This is a genomic window from Marinobacter nauticus ATCC 49840, assembly GCF_000284615.1.
Classification (GTDB): domain Bacteria; phylum Pseudomonadota; class Gammaproteobacteria; order Pseudomonadales; family Oleiphilaceae; genus Marinobacter; species Marinobacter nauticus.
The window spans coordinates 315,364-337,075 of sequence record NC_017067.1; the positions used below are offsets into that span (position 1 = coordinate 315,364).

The 21,712-nt window shown below is 57.6% G+C and carries 23 protein-coding genes; 17 read left to right on the plus strand and 6 right to left on the minus strand.

Going from position 1 to position 21,712, the window contains the following annotated elements:
• Nucleotides 1-12: 12 nt before the first annotated feature.
• Together MARHY_RS01365 and MARHY_RS01370 are read left to right on the plus strand one after the other, a co-directional pair.
• The gene (locus tag MARHY_RS01365; protein WP_014420251.1) at nt 13-1,359 is read left to right on the plus strand and encodes an MFS transporter; all 1,347 of its coding nucleotides are present in this window, start codon (nt 13-15) and stop codon (nt 1,357-1,359) included.
• Nucleotides 1,360-1,488: 129 nt separating this feature from the next.
• Nucleotides 1,489-2,655, plus strand: coding sequence for a benzoate/H(+) symporter BenE family transporter (locus tag MARHY_RS01370; protein ID WP_014420252.1), 1,167 nt, complete (start codon nt 1,489-1,491; stop codon nt 2,653-2,655).
• 34 nt (nt 2,656-2,689) lie between these two features.
• Here the strand turns inward: MARHY_RS01370 and MARHY_RS01375 are convergent, their stop codons facing one another.
• Complete coding sequence (locus MARHY_RS01375; protein WP_014420253.1) at nt 2,690-3,373, minus strand: type 1 glutamine amidotransferase domain-containing protein; 684 nt, start codon at nt 3,371-3,373, stop codon at nt 2,690-2,692.
• A gap of 181 nt (nt 3,374-3,554) precedes the next feature.
• Here MARHY_RS01375 and MARHY_RS01380 point away from each other — a divergent pair, with 181 nt between their 5' ends.
• A complete protein-coding gene (locus MARHY_RS01380; protein ID WP_041654466.1) occupies nt 3,555-4,325 on the plus strand; it encodes a substrate-binding periplasmic protein in 771 nt (256 codons plus the stop codon).
• Nucleotides 4,326-4,425: 100 nt separating this feature from the next.
• Nucleotides 4,426-5,109, plus strand: coding sequence for a cytochrome b/b6 domain-containing protein (locus tag MARHY_RS01385; RefSeq protein WP_041654467.1), 684 nt, complete (start codon nt 4,426-4,428; stop codon nt 5,107-5,109).
• A gap of 10 nt (nt 5,110-5,119) precedes the next feature.
• Here MARHY_RS01385 and MARHY_RS01390 read toward each other — a convergent pair whose 3' ends face one another.
• A complete protein-coding gene (locus MARHY_RS01390; protein ID WP_014420256.1) occupies nt 5,120-5,581 on the minus strand; it encodes a c-type cytochrome in 462 nt (153 codons plus the stop codon).
• A gap of 134 nt (nt 5,582-5,715) precedes the next feature.
• Here MARHY_RS01390 and MARHY_RS01395 point away from each other — a divergent pair, with 134 nt between their 5' ends.
• Nucleotides 5,716-6,141: a hotdog fold thioesterase gene (locus MARHY_RS01395; RefSeq protein ID WP_014420257.1), complete on the plus strand. Its 426-nt coding sequence runs from the start codon at nt 5,716-5,718 to the stop codon at nt 6,139-6,141.
• A 283-nt stretch (nt 6,142-6,424) separates the two neighbouring features.
• On the plus strand, nt 6,425-7,153 hold the full coding sequence (locus tag MARHY_RS01400; RefSeq protein ID WP_226374374.1) for a substrate-binding periplasmic protein: 729 nt from the start codon (nt 6,425-6,427) through the stop codon (nt 7,151-7,153).
• 16 nt (nt 7,154-7,169) lie between these two features.
• Here the strand turns inward: MARHY_RS01400 and MARHY_RS01405 are convergent, their stop codons facing one another.
• Complete coding sequence (locus MARHY_RS01405; RefSeq protein WP_014420259.1) at nt 7,170-8,126, minus strand: GGDEF domain-containing protein; 957 nt, start codon at nt 8,124-8,126, stop codon at nt 7,170-7,172.
• 139 nt (nt 8,127-8,265) lie between these two features.
• Between MARHY_RS01405 and MARHY_RS01410 the strand changes: the two genes are divergently transcribed.
• Nucleotides 8,266-8,736, plus strand: coding sequence for a YchJ family protein (locus MARHY_RS01410; protein WP_226374376.1), 471 nt, complete (start codon nt 8,266-8,268; stop codon nt 8,734-8,736).
• 5 nt (nt 8,737-8,741) lie between these two features.
• On the opposite strand, the gene MARHY_RS01415 is transcribed toward MARHY_RS01410, so the two are convergent.
• Nucleotides 8,742-9,122: a rhodanese-like domain-containing protein gene (locus MARHY_RS01415; RefSeq protein WP_014420261.1), complete on the minus strand. Its 381-nt coding sequence runs from the start codon at nt 9,120-9,122 to the stop codon at nt 8,742-8,744.
• 144 nt (nt 9,123-9,266) lie between these two features.
• Here MARHY_RS01415 and rarD point away from each other — a divergent pair, with 144 nt between their 5' ends.
• Together rarD and MARHY_RS01425 are read left to right on the plus strand one after the other, a co-directional pair.
• On the plus strand, nt 9,267-10,163 hold the full coding sequence (gene rarD, locus MARHY_RS01420; RefSeq protein ID WP_014420262.1) for an EamA family transporter RarD: 897 nt from the start codon (nt 9,267-9,269) through the stop codon (nt 10,161-10,163).
• Nucleotides 10,160-10,417 carry a DUF3565 domain-containing protein gene (locus tag MARHY_RS01425; protein ID WP_041654470.1) on the plus strand — a complete coding sequence of 86 codons (258 nt, stop codon included), beginning with the start codon at nt 10,160-10,162 and terminating at the stop codon, nt 10,415-10,417. The genes rarD and MARHY_RS01425 overlap by 4 nt, the downstream gene beginning before the upstream one ends.
• Here MARHY_RS01425 and MARHY_RS01430 read toward each other — a convergent pair.
• On the minus strand, nt 10,396-11,277 hold the full coding sequence (locus tag MARHY_RS01430) for a LysR family transcriptional regulator (RefSeq protein WP_014420264.1): 882 nt from the start codon (nt 11,275-11,277) through the stop codon (nt 10,396-10,398). The genes MARHY_RS01425 and MARHY_RS01430 overlap by 22 nt on opposite strands.
• Before the next feature lie 92 nt (nt 11,278-11,369).
• Between MARHY_RS01430 and MARHY_RS01435 the strand changes: the two genes are divergently transcribed.
• Nucleotides 11,370-12,143, plus strand: a complete 774-nt coding sequence (locus tag MARHY_RS01435; protein ID WP_014420265.1) for a cation diffusion facilitator family transporter — start codon at nt 11,370-11,372, stop codon at nt 12,141-12,143.
• Between the two features lie 7 nt (nt 12,144-12,150).
• Here MARHY_RS01435 and MARHY_RS01440 read toward each other — a convergent pair whose 3' ends face one another.
• Nucleotides 12,151-13,488, minus strand: a complete 1,338-nt coding sequence (locus MARHY_RS01440) for a CHAD domain-containing protein (RefSeq protein ID WP_014420266.1) — start codon at nt 13,486-13,488, stop codon at nt 12,151-12,153.
• A gap of 232 nt (nt 13,489-13,720) precedes the next feature.
• Here MARHY_RS01440 and MARHY_RS01445 point away from each other — a divergent pair, with 232 nt between their 5' ends.
• From MARHY_RS01445 to MARHY_RS01475, 7 genes are all read left to right on the plus strand, one after another.
• Nucleotides 13,721-15,397 carry a methyl-accepting chemotaxis protein gene (locus tag MARHY_RS01445; RefSeq protein ID WP_041654471.1) on the plus strand — a complete coding sequence of 559 codons (1,677 nt, stop codon included), beginning with the start codon at nt 13,721-13,723 and terminating at the stop codon, nt 15,395-15,397.
• A 112-nt stretch (nt 15,398-15,509) separates the two neighbouring features.
• Nucleotides 15,510-16,580: a TRAP transporter substrate-binding protein gene (locus tag MARHY_RS01450; RefSeq protein WP_197535988.1), complete on the plus strand. Its 1,071-nt coding sequence runs from the start codon at nt 15,510-15,512 to the stop codon at nt 16,578-16,580.
• Nucleotides 16,581-16,711: 131 nt separating this feature from the next.
• Nucleotides 16,712-17,833 (plus strand): spermidine/putrescine ABC transporter ATP-binding protein PotA, encoded by a 1,122-nt coding sequence (gene potA / locus MARHY_RS01455; RefSeq protein WP_011783894.1) that lies wholly within the window; start codon nt 16,712-16,714, stop codon nt 17,831-17,833.
• Entirely contained in the window at nt 17,826-18,683 is an 858-nt protein-coding gene (gene potB, locus MARHY_RS01460) for a spermidine/putrescine ABC transporter permease PotB (protein WP_041654472.1), read from the plus strand. The genes potA and potB overlap by 8 nt, the downstream gene beginning before the upstream one ends.
• Nucleotides 18,680-19,450, plus strand: a complete 771-nt coding sequence (gene potC, locus MARHY_RS01465) for a spermidine/putrescine ABC transporter permease PotC (RefSeq protein ID WP_011783896.1) — start codon at nt 18,680-18,682, stop codon at nt 19,448-19,450. Before potB ends, potC begins: the two co-directional genes overlap by 4 nt.
• Entirely contained in the window at nt 19,447-20,487 is a 1,041-nt protein-coding gene (locus MARHY_RS01470) for an extracellular solute-binding protein (RefSeq protein ID WP_011783897.1), read from the plus strand. Before potC ends, MARHY_RS01470 begins: the two co-directional genes overlap by 4 nt.
• A 151-nt stretch (nt 20,488-20,638) precedes the next feature.
• Nucleotides 20,639-21,712 (plus strand): extracellular solute-binding protein, encoded by a 1,074-nt coding sequence (locus MARHY_RS01475; RefSeq protein WP_023010712.1) that lies wholly within the window; start codon nt 20,639-20,641, stop codon nt 21,710-21,712.

The following is a 21,712-nucleotide window of genomic DNA, read 5'->3' on the forward strand; positions in this document are numbered from 1 at the left end:
AGTGACAGACCCATGAGAAATATAGACGTCAACGACGTTATCGATAACGCCACCTTTACCAGATTCCACTGGAAGGTGTTGTTCTGGTGCACCCTGATCATCATTTTTGATGGCTATGACCTGGTGATCTACGGCGTGGTACTGCCACTACTGATGGAGCAGTGGAACCTGAACCCCTATGTGGCCGGGCTGCTGGGCAGCAGTGCCCTGTTTGGCATGATGTTCGGAGCCATGGGCTTTGGCATGCTCTCTGATCGGCTCGGGCGCAAGAAAACCATCCTGATGTGTGTGGTGCTGTTCAGTCTCACCACCGTCATTAACGGCTTCGCCACCACGCCCTGGCAGTTCGGTATTCTACGCTTTATCGCCGGTTTGGGTATTGGCGGGGTGATGCCCAATGTGGTCTCGCTGATGAGCGAGTACTCGCCTAAAAAGAGCCGTAGTACCCTGGTGGCACTGATGTTTTCCGGTTATGCCGTCGGTGGCATGATGTCAGCGGGTCTGGGCATCTGGATCGTGCCGAATTTTGGCTGGGAAATCATGTTCTATCTCGCTGCGGTGCCCCTGCTGCTGTTGCCGCTGATGATGAAGTTCCTGCCGGAATCCGTGGCTTTTCTGATGGCACAGAAGCGTGAAGGGGAGGCTCGCAGCATCCTGCAGAAAGTGGCACCGGTACACGACATCAGCGAAATGGATACCCTGACCGTGCCGGCTACGACCGAGAGCAAGGCGCCGGTTCTGGAATTGTTCCGGGGCGGTCGTGCCTTCAGCACCGTAATGTTCTGGATTGCCTTCTTCTGCTGCCTGCTGATGGTCTATGCTCTGGGCTCCTGGTTGCCAAAGCTGATGTCTCTGGCCGGCTATGAGCTGAGCTCCAGCCTGATGTTCCTGATGGTGTTGAACATCGGTGCGATCTTCGGCGCTGTGGGCGGCGGCTGGCTGGCAGATCGATTGTCCCTGCGCACGGTGCTGGTCAGCTTCTTTATTCTGGCCTCGGTGTCGCTGGTCATGCTCGGCTATGAAAGTCCGATGTGGTTTCTGTATACCCTGATGGGCGTGGCCGGTGCCACCACCATTGGCTCGCAGATCCTGCTCTACGCCTATGTGGCCCAGTACTACCCCACCAGTATCCGCTCCACCGGTCTGGGCTGGGCATCGGGCATTGGCCGTAATGGCGCCATTGTCGGGCCCATGATTGGCGGTACGCTGCTGGCTCTGGCCTTGCCGCACCATATGAATTTCCTGGCCCTGGCGATTCCCGGCGCCATTGCCACCGTCGCTATTGCCCTGGTGGGCCGGCAATTTGGCCCGGCGCGGGAGCGTGAGAACGCAGAGGTGAGCCTGGCAACCAGTAACTGATGAATCAGCGTTGAGGTGACCTTGAGGGACAGTCAGTCATTCGGACCCCTCTTTGCCCCGGCACGATCGTGACCGGGGCTTTTTTGCTGTTACACAGCTCAAACAGAACTCAATAACAAGGAGCTGAACATGCCCCAGTTGTTTCGGGACTTGTCTGTGTCTGCGGTTGCCGCAGGATTTCTGGCGGTGCTGGTGTCCTATGCCGGGCCTTTGGCGATTTTCTTCCAGGCCGGAGCGGCAGCGAATGTGTCGCCGGAGATGATGACATCCTGGGTCTGGGCCATCTCCATGGGAGCGGCGGTTTCGGGAATTTTCCTGTCGATATGGCTCAAAGCACCTATAGTCACGGCCTGGTCGGCGCCGGGTACGGCGCTGCTGGTGGTGCTGTTTCCGGAGCTTTCGCTTAACGAAGCCGTGGGGGCGTACATCACCGCCGCGCTGATTATCTTTGTCATTGGTGTTTCCGGCACCTTCGATGCGTTTGTGCGCGTCATTCCCAAAGGGGTGGCGGCGGGTATGATGGCGGGCATCCTGTTTCAGTTTGGTCTGGGCGCCTTTGCTGCCATTGAAACCACGCCGGCCCTGGCCATCGGCATGCTGGTTGCCTATGTGGTGTTTCGTCGCTTTACACCGAAATACACTTTGGTGCTTTTGCTGATGGCCGGGATCATCCTGGCGGTAGTGCTGGAGGATGCCTCCCTGGCCGGTGTACGCCTGAACCTGGCGGTGCCCAGACTCATCACACCGGAATGGAGCTTTGGCGCGACCCTCAGCCTGGCCATTCCCCTGGTGCTGGTGAGCCTGACGGGCCAGTTCCTTCCCGGCATGGCCATTCTCCGGGGCGCCGGCTATCGGGTGAAAGCCAAGCCGGTGATTGCGGTGGCCAGCCTTGTGTCCCTGCCCATGGCGCTGTTCGGCGGCATTACCACGGTGGTGGCGGCCATTACCGCCGCGATCTGCACGGGCGAGGATGCTCATGAAAACCCGGACAAGCGTTATGTGGCCGGGGTATTTAATGGCGTGTTTTATCTGGTGGGAGCACTGTTTGCCGGCACCATTGTCGCCTTGTTTACTTCATTGCCTTCGGCCTTTGTGGCGGTGCTGGCGGGCCTGGCATTGCTGGGGGCTATTGCCAATAACCTGTTTGCCGCACTGGAGGAGGTCAGTCACCGGGAGGCGTCGCTGATCACCTTTCTGGTGACCGCGTCCGGATTATCGCTGTTCGGATTGTCGTCGGCGTTCTGGGGGGTGGTGATCGGGTACGGTTGTTACCGGGTGCTCAACGGCGGGAAATAGAATTGGGCTGGCAGGCGCCAGCCCAATCGGGACGTCAGTCTTGCTGCAGGGCCTGCAGCACAGCCTTGGCAGCGCCTTCGGAAGACGCCGGGTTCTGGCCGGTAATCAGCTTGCCGTCCACCACAATGTGCGGTGCCCAGTCATCGCCCCGGCTGTAACGGGCGTTGTTCTGCTTGAGCATGTCTTCCAGCAGGAAGGGCACAATATTGGTGAGCTGCACAGCGTCTTCTTCGGTGTTGCTGAAGCCGGTGACTTCGCGGCCGCCCACGATGTTCTGGTCCGGTTTTATGAACACATTCTTGAACACGGCTGGGGCGTGGCATACAGCTCCGATGACCTTGTCCTGCTCGTAAGCCGTTTTAATCAAGGCTACCGACTTGTCGTCCTCGGCCAGATCCCACAGCGGGCCATGGCCACCGGGGTAGAAGATGGCGTCGTACTGATTCATGTCCACGTCGGCCAGTTTTCTGGTGCTGGCGAGCATTTCCCGGGCGTGGGTGTCTTCGCTGAACCGCCGGGTGGACTCGGTCAGTGCGTCTTCAGCCTCGCTGTTCGGGTCAACCGGTGGTTGGCCGCCTTTAGGGGATGCCAAGGTGATGTCGGCGCCTGCGTCTTTGAATACGTAGAACGGCGCAGTGAATTCTTCCAGCCAGAAACCGGTTTTATGACCGGTGTCGCCCATCTGGTCGTGGGAGGTTAGTACCATAAGAATCTTCATACCAGTCGACCCTCCTGTCGGGAGTCCGGGTGTATTTCGTTCGTCTCACTACATCAAATTGTGATGATCGCTCGGTTTTCAACCGTCAGTACGTTAGCACTGGCATATTGGATGCTCATTAACGGCTATACTGCGAGGGTAGTTATCGCACATGTAACGTCATGGACCAGGACGGATTTATATGAGGTGGATTGCCTTGAAAGGCGTGCTTGCCGGCATTCTGATGCTGCTTTGGGCGCCTGGTGTTCTTTCACAACAGGGCACTGAAACAGTAGAGCCACTGACGGTGACCGTTGGCGTTGACCACTCGCCGCCCTACCGTATTCTCGAGCCGTCGCAAAAATCCGGTCTTTATCTTGAGCTATTCGAAGAAATTGCCGACCGGCTAGGCTGGCGTGTGCAGTACCGGGAGGCGCCATTCCGGCGCATCCTGCTGCTGATGCGCAGGGGTGAGGTGGATGTCATGCTGGGGCCGCTGCGTACCGAAGAACGGGAAGAATTCATGACCTTCGTGGCTCCGGCTTTTCCGCCGGAGCGGCGTCTGTTTTTCTACGTGAGCGAGAGTAACCGTATTGAGCGATACAGCGATCTGCCGGGAAAAGTCATCGGTATTCTGGAGGGCGCCCGTTACTTTACCCGGTTTGACAATGATCCGGCTCTGAATAAAGAGCCTGCGTCCCACTACGAAAATTTGATGTTGATGCTTCAAAGAGGGCGGGTTGATGTCGTGGTGGCCCCCGAGCTGGTTGGATTGTATACGCTGAGAGCCCAGGGGATAGAAGCGAACATTTCACCGTTCTTTGTACCGGGTGACCGTTCCTGGATTGCGGTTTCGAACCAGTCTCCTGCCCGCCGTTATGTAGAAGATATAAGGGCGGCCCTGAAGTTGATCGAGCGCGAGGGGATTCGGGAAGATCTGGTGCTGAAGTACCAGGAACAAACAGCCTATTGATCGATTTCTGTATTTGATATCGATGCGCCCCTGATTTGAGGAACTTAGGGTGCTTACCTTTGTCTGTGATCGTTTGACAGGTTTTGGCAAAGGAACTGGTATGAAGACGATTCGATTGTGGGATCTCCCCACCCGGCTGTTCCACTGGTTGCTGGTAATTGCTGTGGTTGGGGCAGTGGTGACGGTCAAACTGGGCGCTGGCTGGATGGCCTGGCATGAGCGTTTTGGACTGGCGGTTGTTGGCTTGCTGGCGTTCCGGGTGGTCTGGGGGCTGGTGGGCTCCACTTACGCGCGCTTCAGTCAGTTTATATCGGGGCCAGGGGCGATGATCCGTTATCTTAGGGGCCAGTGGCAGGGCGCAGGCCACAATCCCCTTGGTGCCTGGTCGGTGCTGTTGTTACTGGGACTGTTCGGTTTTCAGGCTGTTACCGGTTTATTTGCCAATGATGAAATTGCCTTTAACGGCCCACTCTACCGGCTGGTGTCGTCGGGCTGGAGCGATACCCTGAGCAGCTGGCACCGTCTCATGGAATGGGGGCTGTACGCCGTGGTTGCCCTTCATGTCCTGGCGGTGCTGTTTTACACCCACGTGCGTAAGGATAATCTGGTAAAGCCGATGGTGACTGGCCGAAAGCAGGTTCAGAGCTCAGAGCTGAAAGACGCCAGCGGCGGTGGCTGGCTGGCAATGATCATTGCACTGGCGGTTGCCGTTGCTGTGGTCTGGGCGGCGAGTGGCGGGCTGGTCCCGCCACCGCCGCCACCGCCCCAGAATCTGGGTTGGTAAGCCCCTTGGCCTACTTGGCGCGGAAGTTGTCGTGGCAAGCCTTGCAGGTTTCACCGACTTTGGCGAACTGGCGTGCAATCGCGGCCTGGTCGCCGGCTGAAGCCAGTTCCTGCAGTGCGTTGGCTTCACGGACGAAGCTGACCGCAATTTCCTGAACCTTCATCGGCTCTTCAAAGAAGCTGGGCTTGAGGCGGGTGTTTTCGGCCCGGTCATTGGCGCTGTCACGGCTGTAAAGCACGCTCATGCCGGAGTTGGCTACGGCTGCAATGGCTTTGGCGGCTGCGGCAACCTGGTTCTGGTCAAACGCTACGGAGCCATCCACGGTCTGGGCCTTGATTTTGCCCATGTTCCAGGACGCAAACTGGTAGGCGGCCTGGCGGGTTTCGATCTGGTCTTCCACGCTCATCTGGGCCACGGTCGGGGTTGAGATCGCGGCCGCAAGCACCGCAACGGAAACAAAACGTTTATTCATTCCAGGTCCCTCTCTTGGTGTGATTGGTGATAATGCAAAAATGCTCTATAAAGGCGTGGTTATAAGCATGCTACCTGTATAGACTCATTCCTGACAGCTATAAGAAACGAAAGTTCAATCTGAGGAGTTGCACGATGTCGATCTGGACGGTTACCCCTAATCTTGAGCAAATGACAGAGGCCAGCAAAAACACCGCGGTCAGTCATATGGGCATTGAATACCTCGAAATCGGTGACGATTATGTGAAAGGCCGGATGCCGGTGGATGAGCGCACCGTCCAGCCATTCGGGATCCTGCATGGTGGTTCCTCCGTCGTGTTGGCGGAAACGCTGGGCAGCATGGCTGCCAACTGTTGCCTGAAAGATAAAAATACGGTCGCTGTGGGGCTGGATATTAATGCCAATCATATTCGGCCTGTTACCGGGGGATGGGTCTATGGCACGGCGAAGGCCATACACATCGGCAGTGCAACGCAAGTATGGGAAATCCGCCTGGAAAACGATCAAGGCAAGGTGACCTGCATTTCCAGGTTGACCATGGCGGTAACCCGCCGCTCGTAAGAAAACAGGGAGCGATGGCTCCCTGATTCCGACCTTGCGCGTCGATTTGCGAAATAAGCTCGCCATCCTTGATTAATATCAAAAGAAAATCGTTTGCCGGGACTGTCGCCCTGCTATACTTAAAATAGTTGAGGATGTTAACTAAATGCCATGAGGTTATTCCTCACGGGAAGGTTTCACTGTGCTGAAAATTCGTTGTAACAGGGTGTCTTCGAAAGCGCACAAGTCGTGGTATGCGTTGCTCTTTTTGCTATGCGCATCCTTTGGTCTGCGAGCTGCCCCTTTGTCTGAGTGTTCAACGCTGAGAGTGAGTGGTAATCCGGAGTATCCGCCTCTCCTATGGCCGAGCGTGGCGTCGCCGGATCTTTTAAATGGCGCGGTTCCTCAGTTCCTGCGGGAGTTGGTGGAGCCCCTGGGTATCAAGGTCAATGTCCGCAACATTGGGTCCTGGGCGCGGGTACAGCGGTTGGCAGAGTTGGGGGAGATCGATCTGGTGGCCGGGGCCTTTATCACGGCAGAAAGATTGGGCTACCTGGATTATATTCTGCCGCCCATGATGCACCTCGATACCAATGTCTGGGTGCCGCGGCGAAGGATGTTTGAGTATCGGCACTGGCCGGACCTGGAGGGGAAACAAGGCAGCACCCTGATCGACAACAGTTTCGGTGAGCGGTTCGACAGCTTTGCCGCCGATCACCTGGATATCCTCGGCGTCCGCTCCATTCACCAGTCCTACCTGATGGCCGATATCGGTCGTATCGATTATGTACTGTACGAGTTGTTGCAGGGGCGGGCGAAGCTGGCCCGGTATGGCATGTCGAATGACTTTGTGGCGCTGGAGCCCCCTGTGAGCAGAGAAGGCCTGTTCTTCGCGTTTCCGAAACTTTCCCGCTGCAATAGCAAAGCCTTGCGAGAGGCTTTTGCAGCCAGGTTGCTGGAGTTGACGGAGCAGGGCAGGCTGGAAGAGTTGATTGAAGAGTATCTCATCCGGTATACCGAGGAGGGCCGTTAGCGAGGCCTTCCTGGGTTCAGGTGGCCAGTGTCACTCTGCTTCTTCCTTTGGCCTTGGACTGGTACATGGCCTCGTCTGCGCGACACATCAGATCTTCCAGTCTGCGGTCGCCGTTTCCCAGGCTACTGATTCCGATACTTGCCGACGGCGAGATTCTGCTTTGCTCGTAAGACACCACCAGATTACAAAGCAAGGCCAGCAAGCGGCTCGCCAACACGTGTGCCATCGTCATGTCGGTGTCCGGTAGCAGAATGGCGAATTCCTCTCCGCCCATTCTGGCCACAATATCGCAATCCCGAACCCGGGCTTTCAGTAGCCCGCTGACCTGCTTCAACACCTCATCGCCCGCCTGGTGACCGTAGGTATCGTTGATGATCTTGAAGTGATCCAGATCCATCATGACCAGAGTCAGTGGTGTCTGATGCCTGGCAGACTGGTTCAGCAGTTGCTCTCCGAACTCGAAGAACGCGCGTCGGTTATGCAGCCCGGTAAGTTCATCCTCCAGCGCTGCTGCCCTGGCTTTTTCGTGGGCTGCCCGCAGCTCCAGCTCCATCTGTTTACGTTCGGTAATATCAGTGGCAATCTCCAACCTCACCAGGCGGCCATCGGTCCAGCGGATCGCCTGGTCACGGCACTGGTACCATCGTTGGTCCAGTTGATTCTGGAACTCCCAGACATGGGGTTTGTTGGGCTCGCCCTGATCATTGACCAGCAGGTGATTGGTGCAGAAGCTGCACGGGCCGTCACCGTCCTGAAGCACTTGCCAGCATTTTCGGTTGCCAATGTCACCCCAGATCTGCCGGCCGTAAGCGTTCATGTACAGCAGATCGTGTGTTGTAAAATCGGAGACGTACACCAGGGCATCCAGATTATCGAGCACGGCCTGAAGACCGTCCGGGGGTGTCTCCTCGGTGGCTGGCGGTGTCTGATCCCGGTAAACGGGCAGATTCAGTGACGGAATGCCGGATTTCATGGGGTGTGCGCTGTCTGCTTTTTATTCAGTTTAATTTCCAGTATGGCTTTTGTCATACGACGCTGTCTGCAAAAGCGTGTAAGGTTTGCGGACATTACCTACGTTGGCCGGACAGCCGGGCCAACGAAATTCTGGCTTCATGAGGGTTTGGAAAGGGATGAAGGTGTCCGGGGAAAACTGCCCCTGCGGTAGCGGGAAAGTCTACCTGCTGTGTTGTCAGCCCTGCCATGCAGGCGCGTCTGCCACCACACCGGAGGCGTTGATGCGTTCCCGGTTCAGTGCCTTTGTGGTGAAGGATGCCGATTATCTGCTCGAGACCTGGCATCCGGAGACCCGGCCTGCGGAACTGGATCTTTCCGGCTCACCGGAATGGGTTTCGCTGCAGATACTCTCCTCCAGTGCCGGTGTCGACACGGGCCGGGTTCACTTCCGGGCGGTCTATCGTGCCGGTGGTGGTTGGGGTTATCTGGAAGAGCGATCAGACTTCAGCAAAGAGAATGGCCGCTGGTTCTACCGTGAGGGCGAAACCCGCGAGGGAGTGCTGAAGCCCGGTCGAAACGACCCCTGCCCCTGTGGCAGTGGCCGCAAGTTCAAGGCCTGTTGCCTCTAAACGTTCTATTCGAACTTCGGCAGATCCGGCTGAGCGACCTCTTTACCCGCTTCCAGCCAGGCGTCAAAGCCGCCTTCAATGGATTGCACGTTCATATAGCCCATCTCTTTCAGCGCTTTGGCGCTGAGTGCTGCACGGCCTGATGTTTTGCAGTAGAGCACAATTTTCATCTGCCGGTTCTCCAGCGCGGGGTCGTTGGTGAACTTGAATTCGAGCATGCCCCGGGAAATATTCACGGCGCCCGGAATATGGCTGGAGCGGTATTCATCGGCGTCCCGCACATCCAGCAGCAAATCGGCATTTTTAATGGCCGCCTCGGCGTTGGCCAGCGGCACCTCCTGAATCTCTTTTTTGGCTTCGGCAACAAGGTCGTGAGCAGTCTTCATGGCAGTTCCCTTTGAGCGTGGGTGTGTCTTTTCAGGTTAAGGCATTTACCACGGGCGAGTCACCTATAGGTTGTCTGTGACTAAGGCATGAGCCTTTGGCTAGCGGGTTTGTGCTAGATTGACGGGCCTGACAATGAGGAAGCTATGAAACCGCTGAATGACACCACCAAAGGCGTGGTCTACGGGTTAGGTGCCTACACCCTGTGGGGAAGCTTTCCCCTGTATTTTGCCCTGTTCAAGGGGATCCCTTCCTGGGAGGTGCTGATTCATCGGGTGATCTGGTCCTGCCTGTTTCTGGCCGTGGTCATCTCGATACTCAAGCGCTGGCCGCCGGTGGTGGCGGCACTGCGACAGCCGCGCCGGCTGGGGTATGTGCTGGGTTGTGCCGTGTTTATTGCCTTGAACTGGGGTATCTATATTTATGCCGTGGAAACCCGCCATGTGTTACAGGCCAGTCTGGGCTATTTCCTGACGCCGTTGGTAAATGTGGCCATGGGGCTGCTGATCCTGGGTGAGCGTATTTCCCGGCTGCAGGCTGCGGCGGTGGGTTTGGCGGCGGTTGCGATTCTGTATCAGCTGTTGCTGCTGGGCGAGCTGCCGTGGATTACTCTGGTGCTGGCGTTCAGCTTCGGCACCTATGGCCTGATGCGCAAGAAAGTGGAACTTGATGGTCTTTCCGGTCTGTTTGTTGAAACGCTGTTATTGCTGCCGTTGGGCCTGCTGACCCTGGCCTGGCTGTCGTCGCAGGGGCTGTCACACTTTTCGGACAGCACCTACAGTGCATTGCTACTGGCCTCCAGTGGCGCCGTGACCGCCATCCCGCTGCTGGCCTTTGCCGGGGCTGCGCGCCGTTTGAAGCTGTCAACCGTGGGCTTTCTTATGTACATCAACCCCACAATCCAGTTCCTGATCGCGCTGTATATCTTCCATGAGCCGCTCAGCACGGCCAAACTGGTGAGCTTTGTGATGATCTGGGTGGCGTTGTCAATATACTCGTGGTCGGCCTGGGTGGGCCGATCGAACAGAGAGGCTTCGGCATGAAACACCCCATCAGCGGCTATCACAAAGACGATGAAAACCACTGGGTAGCGCAGCTGGCGTGCGGTCATAACCAGCACGTGCGCCATGATCCGCCCTGGGTAAACCGGCCCTGGGTTGTCACGGTGGAAGGCCGGCAATCCATGTTGGGAGTTGAGCTGGATTGCCGGAAATGCGATGACCATGCGCCAGCGGATGTCCGTCCGGATAGTCCGGAAGGACCTCAGTCTCCCAATCAGGCCAGGGTTTCCAGATAGGCTTCCAGTTCGTTGGCGAGCCAGCCCACCACGGCGCCCCCTTGCGCCTGCTCCGACTCCAGCGCACTGAACACTTTCCACCAGCGGGCGCTGCGGTGGTGGATGGTTTTCAGCTGTTCCTTGCGCAATGCCTCAGCAATCAGGGGTAAGGGTAAATCCGCCCAGCCGGCGCCATCAATCACCGCATCACGCATCAGTTCGTATTGGGTAAAGGCGAGGTAGTTGGCGGTTTCCGGGGATTCGGCCACCAGTTGGGCATCGAGCATGTAGGCCAGGGTGATTTCCGTGTGGCTGACCAGGTCGTCCTGAGTGACCCGTTTCAGTTGGCTCAGGGGGTGGTCCGGAGCTGCCACGGTGAGCATGCGCACATCAGCCAGTTCCCGAAACCATTGATAACCTTCGTTCAGCAATTCCGGCATCAGGCCATAGGCCACATCCACGGACTGGCTGCGAACCAGCGGCGCCAGTTCCCGAGGCGAGGCAAGGTAAACCGACAGGCTGGTCTGGGGGAAGCGTTGTTTCAGCCGGCGCAGAATGTCGCGCCAGATATCTTCCGGAATGGCATCGTCCCGGGCAATGCGCAGGACCGATTCGGCACCACTCAGGTGGTGCTGGCAGCGAGCCCTGATCTGGCTGGCAACCTGGTCGAATCGCCGGCAGTCGGTCAGGATGGACTGGCCGATGGCCGTCAGGTGCAGTTGATTGCCGCTGCGTTCAAACAGCTCCACCCCCAGTTCATCCTCCAGGGACGCCAGCACGGTACTGACGGTGGTGCGGCTGCGGTTCAGTTCCCGGGCCGCCGCGGCCACGCTGCCGTTGCGCACAACCGAGAGGAAGGTCTTGATCTGTGACGTTTTCATGGTTTGCTCTTTGCGACGGATTTTCCGTCGCTCAGCGACTCACACCTGTTGAATGATGCCGCTAATATGGCAGCAATTCTCAGGAGGTCAAAATGTTTACTTCTCTGGCGCGGGAAAACCTGGCGCTGACATTATCAGCGGTGGGCGCGGGCCTGTTTGCGCTCGCCGGTATTACCTGGGGTCTTTGGGTCGATTCCCTGGTTATTCTCTTCGATGGTGCCTATTCCCTGATCAGCCTCGGGTTGTCGCTCCTGTCACTCTATGCCGCCCGCCTGGTTCGCCGGCCGGCCAATGACGATTACCCATTCGGGATGGGGGCCGTGGAGCCGCTAGTGATCGCTGTGAAAGGTCTGGTGATTGCAGTGGTGTGTATCTTGTCGCTGGTATCGGCGGTGGTGTCGCTGCTTCAGGGCGGCCGTGCCGTGGCGGCGGACATGGCAATGATCTTTGGTGCGGTGAACGTGGTGGGGTGTCTGGCGGTCTGGGCGTATCTACGGTGGTCAAGTCTGCGCAATGGTTCGGGGCTGGTGCAGGCGGAACAGCGCCAGTGGCTGATGGACAGTGCCCTAAGCGCTGCCGTAATGATTGGTTTTGGCGCGGCCTGGCTGCTGGAACGCAGTCATTGGGCGGAGCTGGCCGTGTATGCCGACCCGGTAATGATGCTGGTGATTTCGGTCTACTTTATGACGGTGCCGGTGAAGATGGTTCTGGAGTCAGTTCGGGAGCTGTTGCTGGCGGCACCGAAAGACGATGCGCTGGACGACATCCATGAGACCCTGGAAGACCTGGGCCTGAATCCGGAACAGGTCCGGGTGGCCAAGCTCGGCCCGAACCTTCTTCTTGAGGCCCGCATGATCCGGATCTGACCGGGCCTCAGAGGTTTAGCCCTCCCATAGCCAGTACCTGCCTGCGGGTATCGGCTTTCTCCCGCTCAAGTTTGCCAAGCAGTGACACCCCGTCGCACTCCGGATGGTCGGCGAGGAATCGCCGGGTCAGCTCGATCTGGACATGCAGATCCTGGAAACGGCCGTACAGATCCTGTCGCTGGCGTAGCTCTTTCCGGAATGGCTTGCTGTACCGGGCATCCAGTTCCAGAAGATAGCGGATACGCTTGAGGTTCTTGCGCAGTTGGTGCAGGGCTTCATCCGGAGCGGTGTGCAGCAGTTCTGCGGTTTTTCGGTTGAACTGCTTCAGGCGCCGGTTTGTCGCGGCCTGGATGTCTTTTTTCCGCAGGTTTGCAGCCAGCTTATGAAAAGATTTGGACTCAATGTAGTCTTGCCAGCGCGACAGGCTTTGCTGGTAGCGTTTCTGGCCAAGGCGTTTGGCCAGTTTGCGCTGTGCTTTAGATGCCCTGAGCCGCGCCCAGTCGGTCAGCGTGGTGCAGAGTTGTGGGTTGTCGTGGCACAGCTCGGGGATATCCTGAAGAAATACGTGCAGATCCCGCAGGGCGCTGGTGGCCCGGGCATGTCGCTTCAGTTCTCGGATATGCTCCTGTAGTTGGCGATCGCCGGTAATCTCGGCCAGGGGTTCGGCAATGGCCCGGCTGCGGCGAAGGGCAATGCGGTACTGGTGCAGAAATTCGTCATCCAGCCCCAGAATGACCCCCGGGGTCAGCAGTTCCAACTGATTGGTCAGCTGCTGCAAAACCTCCGGGAGTGTGTTCTGGTCCAGTTCAGTGGCGCCGGGACTGGCTTTTCGGTTCTTGCGCAGGAATTCGTTGTAACTGAAATCACGAGGCGTCAGGAAGGTTTCCAGTGCACCCTTGTTTTTGTCCACTTTCTTCCAGTGCCTTACCGGCAGCCGGATCTCAAGGATACTGGCGGTTGGCAATTCGAACGGAGCCTGAGGCGCCAGAAAGGCGGCCAGTTCGAGTAATGCCGGGTTGTGGCCAATAAGGGTAATGCGGTTCTGGTTGTTATCCAGATTCTGCAGCCAGCGTAATAGACGCCGGAAGTCGAAGGTGTAAAGCTCGTTTTCGGTGACGACTTGGGCCGGCTGGGCGTCGACGCTGAGTGCGCCTGCCAGCGTTTGCTGGGCTCGCACAGCGGGACTTGCATAAATGGCGCCAGACAGCGCGCCCAGGCATCTCAGTGCCCGCGCGAGCGGCGCAAGCTGGCTTTGGCCTCTGTCATTCAGCGGGCGTTCCTGATCGCAGAGGTTGTCGTCGTTCCAGCTCGATTTGGCGTGGCGGATAAGAAAAAGCCGTTTCATGCATGCTTGCTCATGAGCTGAATATTCAGACCTTAGTCTGACACAGCCTCAAGTCGTTTACATGACGGCCGATACGTATTTAGACGTATGACCCTGATATGACGGGCTTGTTTACACAAAAACCTGTTCCGGACCTGCGTTTGGTATACAGCATTTAACAAACTGCAACGGAGTGCGGGCTGCGTTTGTGCATAATCAAAGGATTACAAGAAATGACCCCGGAGCGAAGACCATGACCTTCATGAGCAACCTGACCATCAGAACACGGCTTCTGATTGGAGTGTTGGTGCCTGTACTGATTACGGCTGGAACAATTGCATGGATTACGGCGAACCAGATCCGGGCCAATGGAGAGGCAGAGTTGGAACGCCTCGAGCAGGAACTGTTGGAAGCGCGCAAGGAAGGTTTGAAAAACCTGGTTGAAACCGCGAAATCCGTGGTGCTTGAGGCCAAGTCCACTCCAGGTTTTACGGAGCAGGAGGCGCAGGAAGAGGCGCGAGAGCGGTTGCGGTCAATCAAGTTCGGTCAGAACAACTATGTCTTCGCCTATGATCGCAGCCTGTTCAATCTCGCCTATGCACCGGATCCCTCCAAGGAAGGGCCGACTACCAATCCGAACACCCAAAAGCTGGTTCGCGGGTTGTTCGATGCGACAGGTGATGATGGCTTCATGCCTTATGAGTGGGCGAACCCTGCTACCGGCCAGGTGGAACCGAAAGTCTCCTACTCCACCATCATTCCGGGCTGGGACTGGATGATAGGTTCCGGCGTGTATGTAACCGATGTTCAGAGAGCGGTGGCCGCTGCCCGGCAAGAAATCGATGCAACCATGACGTCTGCTATGGGCTTCATTTTACTGCTGACCATTGTGGTGGTGGTGATTTCGTTGGTAATCGGGTTGGTCATTGGCCGCACCGTGACTGCGCCGCTGAACAAGGTCAGCGACATGATGCGGGAGATTGCCGACGGTGAGGGCGACCTGCGCCAGCGCCTGCCGGAAGATGGTAAAGATGAGCTGGCCGTTCTGGGCCGCCGCTTCAACCATTTTGTCATCAAGATTCAGGACACCATCCGTGAGGTCGGCTCAACCACCGACCAGGTGGCTTCGGCTGCTGAAGAACTCAGCCGGGTGGCGAATGAAACCCGCCAGTCGGTTCAGGAGCAGGGTTCGGAAACCGACCAGATTGCTTCAGCCATCAACGAAATGGCGGCAACGATTCAGCAGATTTCCGGCAATGCTAATGAGGTGGAAGGCGCAGCTTCCGATGCGGACCGCACGGCCAAAGAGGGTGGTGAGACCATCAACAGTGCCCAGGGCGCGGTCAATCAGCTGTCCCAGGAAATGGAAGACACCGCACGCAGCATCAATGCCCTGGCCGATAAGTCGAACGATATCCAGCAGGTGCTGGATGTGATTCACGCGGTTACCGAACAGACCAACCTGCTGGCCCTGAACGCTGCCATTGAGGCAGCCCGGGCCGGCGAGCATGGTCGCGGCTTCTCGGTGGTTGCCGACGAAGTGCGTCAGTTGGCGAAGAGGTCTGCCGAATCGGCTGACCAGATCCGGGAAATGATTGATGGCTTTGTGGCGGAGTCCAAGGCTTCGGTGGAGCGTATGAACAACTCCCGCAAGAGCTCGGAGGCGACGGTTGAACGGATCAATCATGCCACCAGTGCACTGAACACCATCGTGACGTCAGTGACCCAGATTCACGATCAGGTGACTCAGATTGCGACGGCCGCTGAACAGCAGAGCCAGGTGGCAGAAGAGATCAATCAGAACGTGGTGCGGATTGTCGACGCGGCCCAGCGCAGTGACACCGGCGTGACCCAGACTAATGAGGCCAGCCACGAACTGGCCCGGCTGGGGGAGAATCTGCGCGAGCTGGTTGGCCAGTTCAAGGTCTGATTACCCTCATAAGAAAGCCGGCCCGCCACATTGGCGCGGTCGGCTTTCGTCGTTATGATGGTTCATTCCGGCATGTTTGAATCAAAAATCGATAACAATGGAAGCCAACACTATGTCCCTGCGTAAAACCCTGCTGGCGGCGGTCAGCACTCTTGGCCTGCTGGCCAGTCCTTTCGCGGTCTCTGAAGAAACCTATACCCTGCGTCTCGCGGAAACCTGGGGTCCCAATTCTGGCCTGCTGGGGGATGCGCCCCGCAACATGGCGGCCATGGCCGAGGAAATGTCCGGCGGCCGCCTGAAGATCCGGATTGATTCCTCCAACAAGCACAAGGCCCCTTTCGGTATTTTCGATCTGGTCCGTAACGGCCAGTACGACATGGGCCACACCGCCTCTTATTACTACAAGGGCACCATTCCCAACGCCATGTATTTCACCACCATACCCTTCGGCATGATTGCGCCGGAGATGTATGCCTGGTTCTACCACGACGACGGCATGGAGCTGATGCAGAAGGTATATGAACCCTTCGGGCTGCTGTCCTTCCCGGGTGGCAACACGGCCAATCAGATGGGTGGCTGGTTCCGGAAAGAGATCAAGTCTCTGGAGGACCTGAAAGGCCTGAAAATGCGCACCCCCGGCTTTGCCGGCGAGGTTATGTCGGAAGTGGGCGTGGCGGTCACCAACCTGCCGCCGGGCGAGCTGTATACCGCGCTTGAGCGCAACACCATCGATGCCGTTGAATGGGTTGGCCCGGCGCTGGATCTGCAGATGGGCTTTCATCAGATTGCCAAGTATTACTACTCCGGCTGGCAGGAGCCCAATGCCGAAGTGCAGTTCCTGATCAACAAGAAAACCTGGGACAAGCTGCCGGCTGATCTGCAGGCCATCCTGCGGGTCTCCATGCGTACCGCAGCGTATGACATGTATATCCAGAGCACCCACGAAAGCGGTGTGGCCTGGGAGAAGATGAAGCAGGAATACCCGGATGTGACCCACAAGGTGTTTCCACCGGAAGTTATTACTGCCCTGCGAGAAACCACTAATCGCCTGTTGGATGAATTTGCCGAGAAAGACGAACTGGCGAACGAAATCATCACCTCACAGCGTGAATACCTTAAGCAGGTGCGCCCCTGGACCAATATTTCGGACAAGGCGTATCTGAACAGTGTCGCGGAGCAGTAAAGCCGCTGCGTGACAATCGGGCCTGATAAGGCTGGAAAACAGGAGGGGCGTGGTCAGGGAATATCCGCACGCCCCTTTTTGTTTGCGTCTGTTTCTGGAAAAATACGCCGCTCAAACTTTGGGCAGGGCCGATGAAACAGACACTGCTATCTCTGAGCAATCTCACCAAACAGTTCGACGGCAAAAAAGTGCTGGATTCACTGGATCTGGACATTTTTGACGGCGAGTTCATTACCCTCCTGGGCCCCTCCGGTTGCGGCAAGACCACCTTGTTGCGGATGATGGCGGGTTTCGAGCATCCGGATGACGGCACCATCGCGCTGGGCGATCAGGACCTGACTCACACCCCGCCGGAACACCGTCCGCTGAACACGGTATTCCAGAACTACGCCCTGTTTCCTCATATGTCGGTCTTCGACAACGTGGCCTATGGCCTGAAAATGGAGAAGCGGCCGAAGCAGGAAATCCGGGAGCGGGTCGAGGATGCCCTGGCCATGGTCCAGCTTGAGGATTTCGCCCGGCGCAAGCCGCATCAGTTGTCCGGCGGTCAGCAGCAACGGGTGGCCATTGCCCGTGCGGTGGTCAAGCGCCCGAAGGTACTGTTGCTGGATGAGCCGTTGTCGGCGTTGGATTATAAATTGCGCCGCACCATGCAGGTTGAGCTCAAGCGCCTGCAACGGGAGCTGGGCATCACCTTTGTGTTTGTCACTCACGATCAGGAAGAAGCCCTGTCCATGTCTGACCGGGTGGTGGTGCTGAAAGATGGCCTGATCCAGCAACTGGGGACGCCGCGGGAAGTCTACGAGCGACCGGCTAATCTGTTTACTGCCCGCTTTGTCGGTGAAACCAACTTCTTTCCGGGCCGGGTGGACAAAGCCAACGGCGACGACACGATCACCGTGGATGTGTTCGGCCTGAAACGTACCTTCCGCAAGCCGGATTTCCCGGTCTCCGGTGGCCAGTCTCTGCATGTGCTGTTGCGCCCCGAGGATATCCGGGTACTGGCGCCGGACGATGAGGATGGTGTGGCTGGCAAGATTGTAGAGCGTAACTACAAGGGCAGTACCCTGGATTCGGTGATTCATCTTGAGGATGGCACCGAGGTGCTGGCGTCGGAATTCTTCGACGAAGACGACCCTACCTTCGACTATCGCCTTGGCGAGCCGGTCAAAGTGAGCTGGGTTGATGGCTGGGAATGGCTGTTACCCACAGAGCCGGAAGCTCTGCCAGAGGAAGAAGGCACCGATGCGTAGCCTGACACAGCAGCCGTTCCGTACGGCGGTGCTGGTGCTGGTCTGGGGCTGGTTGCTGTTTCTGGTGCTGACCCCCAACCTGCTGGTGGTCGGTGCCAGTGTAATGACCCGGGACCCGGGCTCCTTCATTTCGCTGCCGCTGACCCTGGATGCCTATCGGCAACTGCTCGATCCGCTGTACCTGGAAGTGTTCCTGCACTCCCTGTATATGGCGGCCATGACGACGCTGGTGTGTCTGCTGATCGGCTACCCGTTTGCGTGGGCGTTGTCCAAGGTCGGCAAACGCAATCAGGTGCTGCTGATCTTCCTGCTTATCGTGCCGTTCTGGACCAATTCCCTGGTGCGAACCTACGCCCTGAAGTTGATCCTGGCCACCAATGGCCTGCTCAACAACGCGCTGATGTCGCTCGGGGTGATCGAGGAGCCCATGCAGCTGCTGTATACCGAAGGAGCCGTGATTATCGGGCTGGTGTATCTGTTGTTGCCGTTCATGATCCTGCCGCTCTACTCGGTGTTTGAAGACCTGCGGGAGGACTACCTGAGGGCGTCGCACGATCTGGGCGCGGGGCGCCTGTCCACGTTTATCCATGTGATCGTGCCGCTGACCCTGCCGGGGGTGCTGGCGGGCATCATGCTGGTGCTGTTGCCGGCCATGGGGTTGTTCTTTGTGCCTGATATTCTGGGCGGTTCCCGCAACCTGCTGGTGGGTAACGTCATCAAGAACCAGTTTCTGGATGCCCGCAACTGGCCCTTTGGTGCCGCTGCCAGCATCCTGCTGACCCTGGCCATGGCGTTCCTGATGTTCGCCCACCGCCTGAGTAAACGGCGGATCGGGGAGGACGGTGTATGAATCGCTGGCTGCCCCGCACCTACCTGACGCTGGTGTATCTGCTGCTTTACGTGCCTATCGTGGTACTGGTGGTATTCTCCTTCAACGATTCCCGCACCGGTTACGAATGGGGTGGCCTGAGCCTGCGCTGGTACGAAGCCCTGTTGAACAACCGGGCCATGGTGCAGGCCATGTGGAATTCCCTTTGGCTGGCGCTCTCCGCGGCCACTGTGTCCACGTTGATCGGCGCGCTCACCGCACTGGCACTGCACCGATACCGGTTCCGGGGCAAGAAAGTGCTCAATGGCATGCTGTTTGTGGTGATGATGTCGCCGGAAATTGTCCTGGCGATTTCGCTGCTGGCGCTGTTTCTGCTGGTGGGGCTGCAGCTGGGGTATGTATCCCTGTTGCTGGCTCACGTTACCTTCTGCCTGCCGTTTGTTGTCATCACCGTGATGGCTCGGCTCAGCGGGTTTGACGAACGCCTGCCGGAGGCGGCCCGGGATCTGGGCGCCAACGATTTCACCATGACCCGCACGGTCCTGATTCCGGTGATCATGCCGGCCCTGCTGGCGGGCTGGCTGCTGGGGTTTACACTGTCACTGGACGACGTGGTGGTCAGTACGTTTGTCAGTGGCCCGAGTTATGAAATTCTGCCGTTGCGCATCTATTCCATGGTGCGGGTGGGCCTGAAGCCCGAAGTGAATGCCCTTGGCACCCTGCTACTGGTATTCTCACTGGTCATGTTGATCTTGTCTCAATGGATACTGTTAAGGAGCAAACGATGAAGAAACTGGCACTGGCCGGCCTGCTGGCGGTGGGCCTGACTGGCTGCAGTGGTTCTGAGGAGCCCAAGGTTCTGAACCTGTACAACTGGTCTGAGTACATGCCCCAGGAAGTTCTGGATCGCTTTACTGAGGAAACCGGTATCCAGGTGGTCTACACCACCTACGACAGCAACGAAGCCATGTATGCCCGGCTGAAACTGCTGGATGAGAGCGCCGCCTACGACCTGGCCGTGCCCTCCACCTACTACGTGAGCAAGATGCGGCAGGAAGACCTGCTAATGCCCATCGATCGCAGCAAGATTGAAGGTTTCGACAACCTGGATCCGGAACTGGTGAACCTGGATATCGATCCGGAAAACCAGTACAGCGTGCCCTACCTGTGGGGCACCACCGGCCTGGCCGTGGATACCGCGGATGTGGAAGGCGAGGTTACCGCCTGGGCCGATCTGTGGGATGAGCGTTTCGAAGGCCGGGTCATGCTGACCAACGACATGCGTGAAGTCTTCCATGTGGGCCTGCGGGTACTGGGTTATTCCGGTAACAGTACTGACCCTCAGGAAATCGAGGAAGCCTACGAGAAGCTGACCGAGCTGATGCCGTCGGTGCGTACCTTTAACTCGGATGCCCCTCGCATGCCGTACCTGGAAGGTGAAACCGACGTGGGTATGATCTGGAACGGCGAAGCCGTCATGGGCCGCGATACTCTGGATTCCCTGGAATACGTGTATCCGGAAGAAGGCATCATCGCCTGGCTGGACAGCTTCGTGATTCCCAAGAACGCCAAGAACCCGGAAGCCGCTCACCAGTTCATCAGCTTTGTGCTGCAGCCGGAAATCTCGGCCCTGATCAGCGAAGAGATCGGCTACGCCACGCCCAACCTGGCGGCCCGGGATCTGCTGGATGACGCCGTTGCGAACGACCGGGCCAGCTACCCCAACGCCACCGACATGATCAATGCCGAGTTCCAGACCGACATTGGCGACGAGGCGCTGCAGGTGTATGCCAAATACTGGGAAATGTTGAAGTCCGGTCAGTAACCGGAAGAGCATCATGAACCTGAAAAACGGAGGCTTCGGCCTCCGTTTTTTATTGTCCAGGTTTCACAAAACTGAAATACATGGTCTATAACTTCCTGATAACAAAACCTTAGCGAGTTCGCATAACACCGTTTCAGGGGAATGAACGACCATGGCACTGCGCAAGACACGGATATCAGCACTGGCCACCCTGCTGGCCGCAACCACAGCTTCCGGCAACTTGTTGGCGGAAGAACTTCGCCTGATTACCTGGGGTGGCTACGCCCCGGATGAGGTGGTCGCCCAGTTCGAGGAAGAAACCGGAATTGATGTAAAGATCACCTTGTCCAACAACGAGGACATGATCTCCAAGCTTCGGGCCACCGGTGGCGCCGGTTTTGATCTGGCCCAGCCGAGCCAGGATCGCATCGTGGGTGTACAGCGCCAGTTCAACATCTACAAGCCCATTGATTACAGCCGCATCAATACCGGCCAGTTGCAGGCGTCGATGGTGAAGGCGACTCAGGAGTCGACGGCTCTGGATGGTCAATCTTACGGTGTGCCCTCGGTCTGGGGTACCAGTGGCCTGATTGTGCACAGTTCCGTCGCGGACACCGTTACCGATTACACCGACCTGTGTGACCCGGCAGTGGCTGGCAAAGTGAGTTACCGCCTGAAGCGGCCGACGCTGATCGGCTTTGCCTTCGCCATGGGCATGGATCCATTTGCGGCCTATGAAGACCGGGACGAGTACCAGTCCATCCTGGCGAAAGTGGAAGACAAACTGATCGACTGCAAAGACAACGTGAAAACCTACTGGACCGGTGGCGACCAACTGCTGTCGCTGCTTCGTACCGGAGAAGTGACCGCTGCCATGGCCTGGGATGCCGGCGGCTGGAAGCTGAATGCGGAGAACCCGGACATCCGCTTTGTGGCGCCGGAATCCGGAGCCCTGGGCTGGATTGATACCTTTGCTATCCCGCGCCGCAGCGAAAACGAAGAAGCCGCTTACAAGTGGATCAACTTCGTGATGCAGCCGGAAATTGCGGCCAAAATCACCAATGCCTCCGGCAACTTCACGGCCTCCAAAGGCGCCGATGAGTTTGTGAACGCTGAGCTGCGGGACGCCTATCGCCTGAGCTTCGATGAAGAAGCCATCAACAACATCAAATGGTATCCGCCGGTACCACCGGGGCTGGAAGCCATGGAAGGGCAGGTGCTGGATCGCGTCCAGGCGGCGAACTGA

Excerpts from the sequence above, each read along its gene's own strand:
- MARHY_RS01365 (WP_014420251.1), top strand. The coding sequence starts at position 13 with ATGAGAAATATAGACGTCAACGACGTTATCGATAACGCCACCTTTACC.
- MARHY_RS01370 (WP_014420252.1), top strand. The coding sequence starts at position 1,489 with ATGCCCCAGTTGTTTCGGGACTTGTCTGTGTCTGCGGTTGCCGCAGGA.
- MARHY_RS01375 (WP_014420253.1), bottom strand. The coding sequence starts at position 3,373 with ATGAAGATTCTTATGGTACTAACCTCCCACGACCAGATGGGCGACACC.
- MARHY_RS01380 (WP_041654466.1), top strand. The coding sequence starts at position 3,555 with ATGAGGTGGATTGCCTTGAAAGGCGTGCTTGCCGGCATTCTGATGCTG.
- MARHY_RS01385 (WP_041654467.1), top strand. The coding sequence starts at position 4,426 with ATGAAGACGATTCGATTGTGGGATCTCCCCACCCGGCTGTTCCACTGG.
- MARHY_RS01390 (WP_014420256.1), bottom strand. The coding sequence starts at position 5,581 with ATGAATAAACGTTTTGTTTCCGTTGCGGTGCTTGCGGCCGCGATCTCA.
- MARHY_RS01395 (WP_014420257.1), top strand. The coding sequence starts at position 5,716 with ATGTCGATCTGGACGGTTACCCCTAATCTTGAGCAAATGACAGAGGCC.
- MARHY_RS01405 (WP_014420259.1), bottom strand. The coding sequence starts at position 8,126 with ATGAAATCCGGCATTCCGTCACTGAATCTGCCCGTTTACCGGGATCAG.
- MARHY_RS01410 (WP_226374376.1), top strand. The coding sequence starts at position 8,266 with ATGAGGGTTTGGAAAGGGATGAAGGTGTCCGGGGAAAACTGCCCCTGC.
- MARHY_RS01415 (WP_014420261.1), bottom strand. The coding sequence starts at position 9,122 with ATGAAGACTGCTCACGACCTTGTTGCCGAAGCCAAAAAAGAGATTCAG.
- rarD (WP_014420262.1), top strand. The coding sequence starts at position 9,267 with ATGAAACCGCTGAATGACACCACCAAAGGCGTGGTCTACGGGTTAGGT.
- MARHY_RS01425 (WP_041654470.1), top strand. The coding sequence starts at position 10,160 with ATGAAACACCCCATCAGCGGCTATCACAAAGACGATGAAAACCACTGG.
- MARHY_RS01430 (WP_014420264.1), bottom strand. The coding sequence starts at position 11,277 with ATGAAAACGTCACAGATCAAGACCTTCCTCTCGGTTGTGCGCAACGGC.
- MARHY_RS01435 (WP_014420265.1), top strand. The coding sequence starts at position 11,370 with ATGTTTACTTCTCTGGCGCGGGAAAACCTGGCGCTGACATTATCAGCG.
- MARHY_RS01440 (WP_014420266.1), bottom strand. The coding sequence starts at position 13,488 with ATGAAACGGCTTTTTCTTATCCGCCACGCCAAATCGAGCTGGAACGAC.
- MARHY_RS01445 (WP_041654471.1), top strand. The coding sequence starts at position 13,721 with ATGACCTTCATGAGCAACCTGACCATCAGAACACGGCTTCTGATTGGA.
- MARHY_RS01450 (WP_197535988.1), top strand. The coding sequence starts at position 15,510 with ATGTCCCTGCGTAAAACCCTGCTGGCGGCGGTCAGCACTCTTGGCCTG.
- potA (WP_011783894.1), top strand. The coding sequence starts at position 16,712 with ATGAAACAGACACTGCTATCTCTGAGCAATCTCACCAAACAGTTCGAC.
- potB (WP_041654472.1), top strand. The coding sequence starts at position 17,826 with ATGCGTAGCCTGACACAGCAGCCGTTCCGTACGGCGGTGCTGGTGCTG.
- potC (WP_011783896.1), top strand. The coding sequence starts at position 18,680 with ATGAATCGCTGGCTGCCCCGCACCTACCTGACGCTGGTGTATCTGCTG.
- MARHY_RS01470 (WP_011783897.1), top strand. The coding sequence starts at position 19,447 with ATGAAGAAACTGGCACTGGCCGGCCTGCTGGCGGTGGGCCTGACTGGC.
- MARHY_RS01475 (WP_023010712.1), top strand. The coding sequence starts at position 20,639 with ATGGCACTGCGCAAGACACGGATATCAGCACTGGCCACCCTGCTGGCC.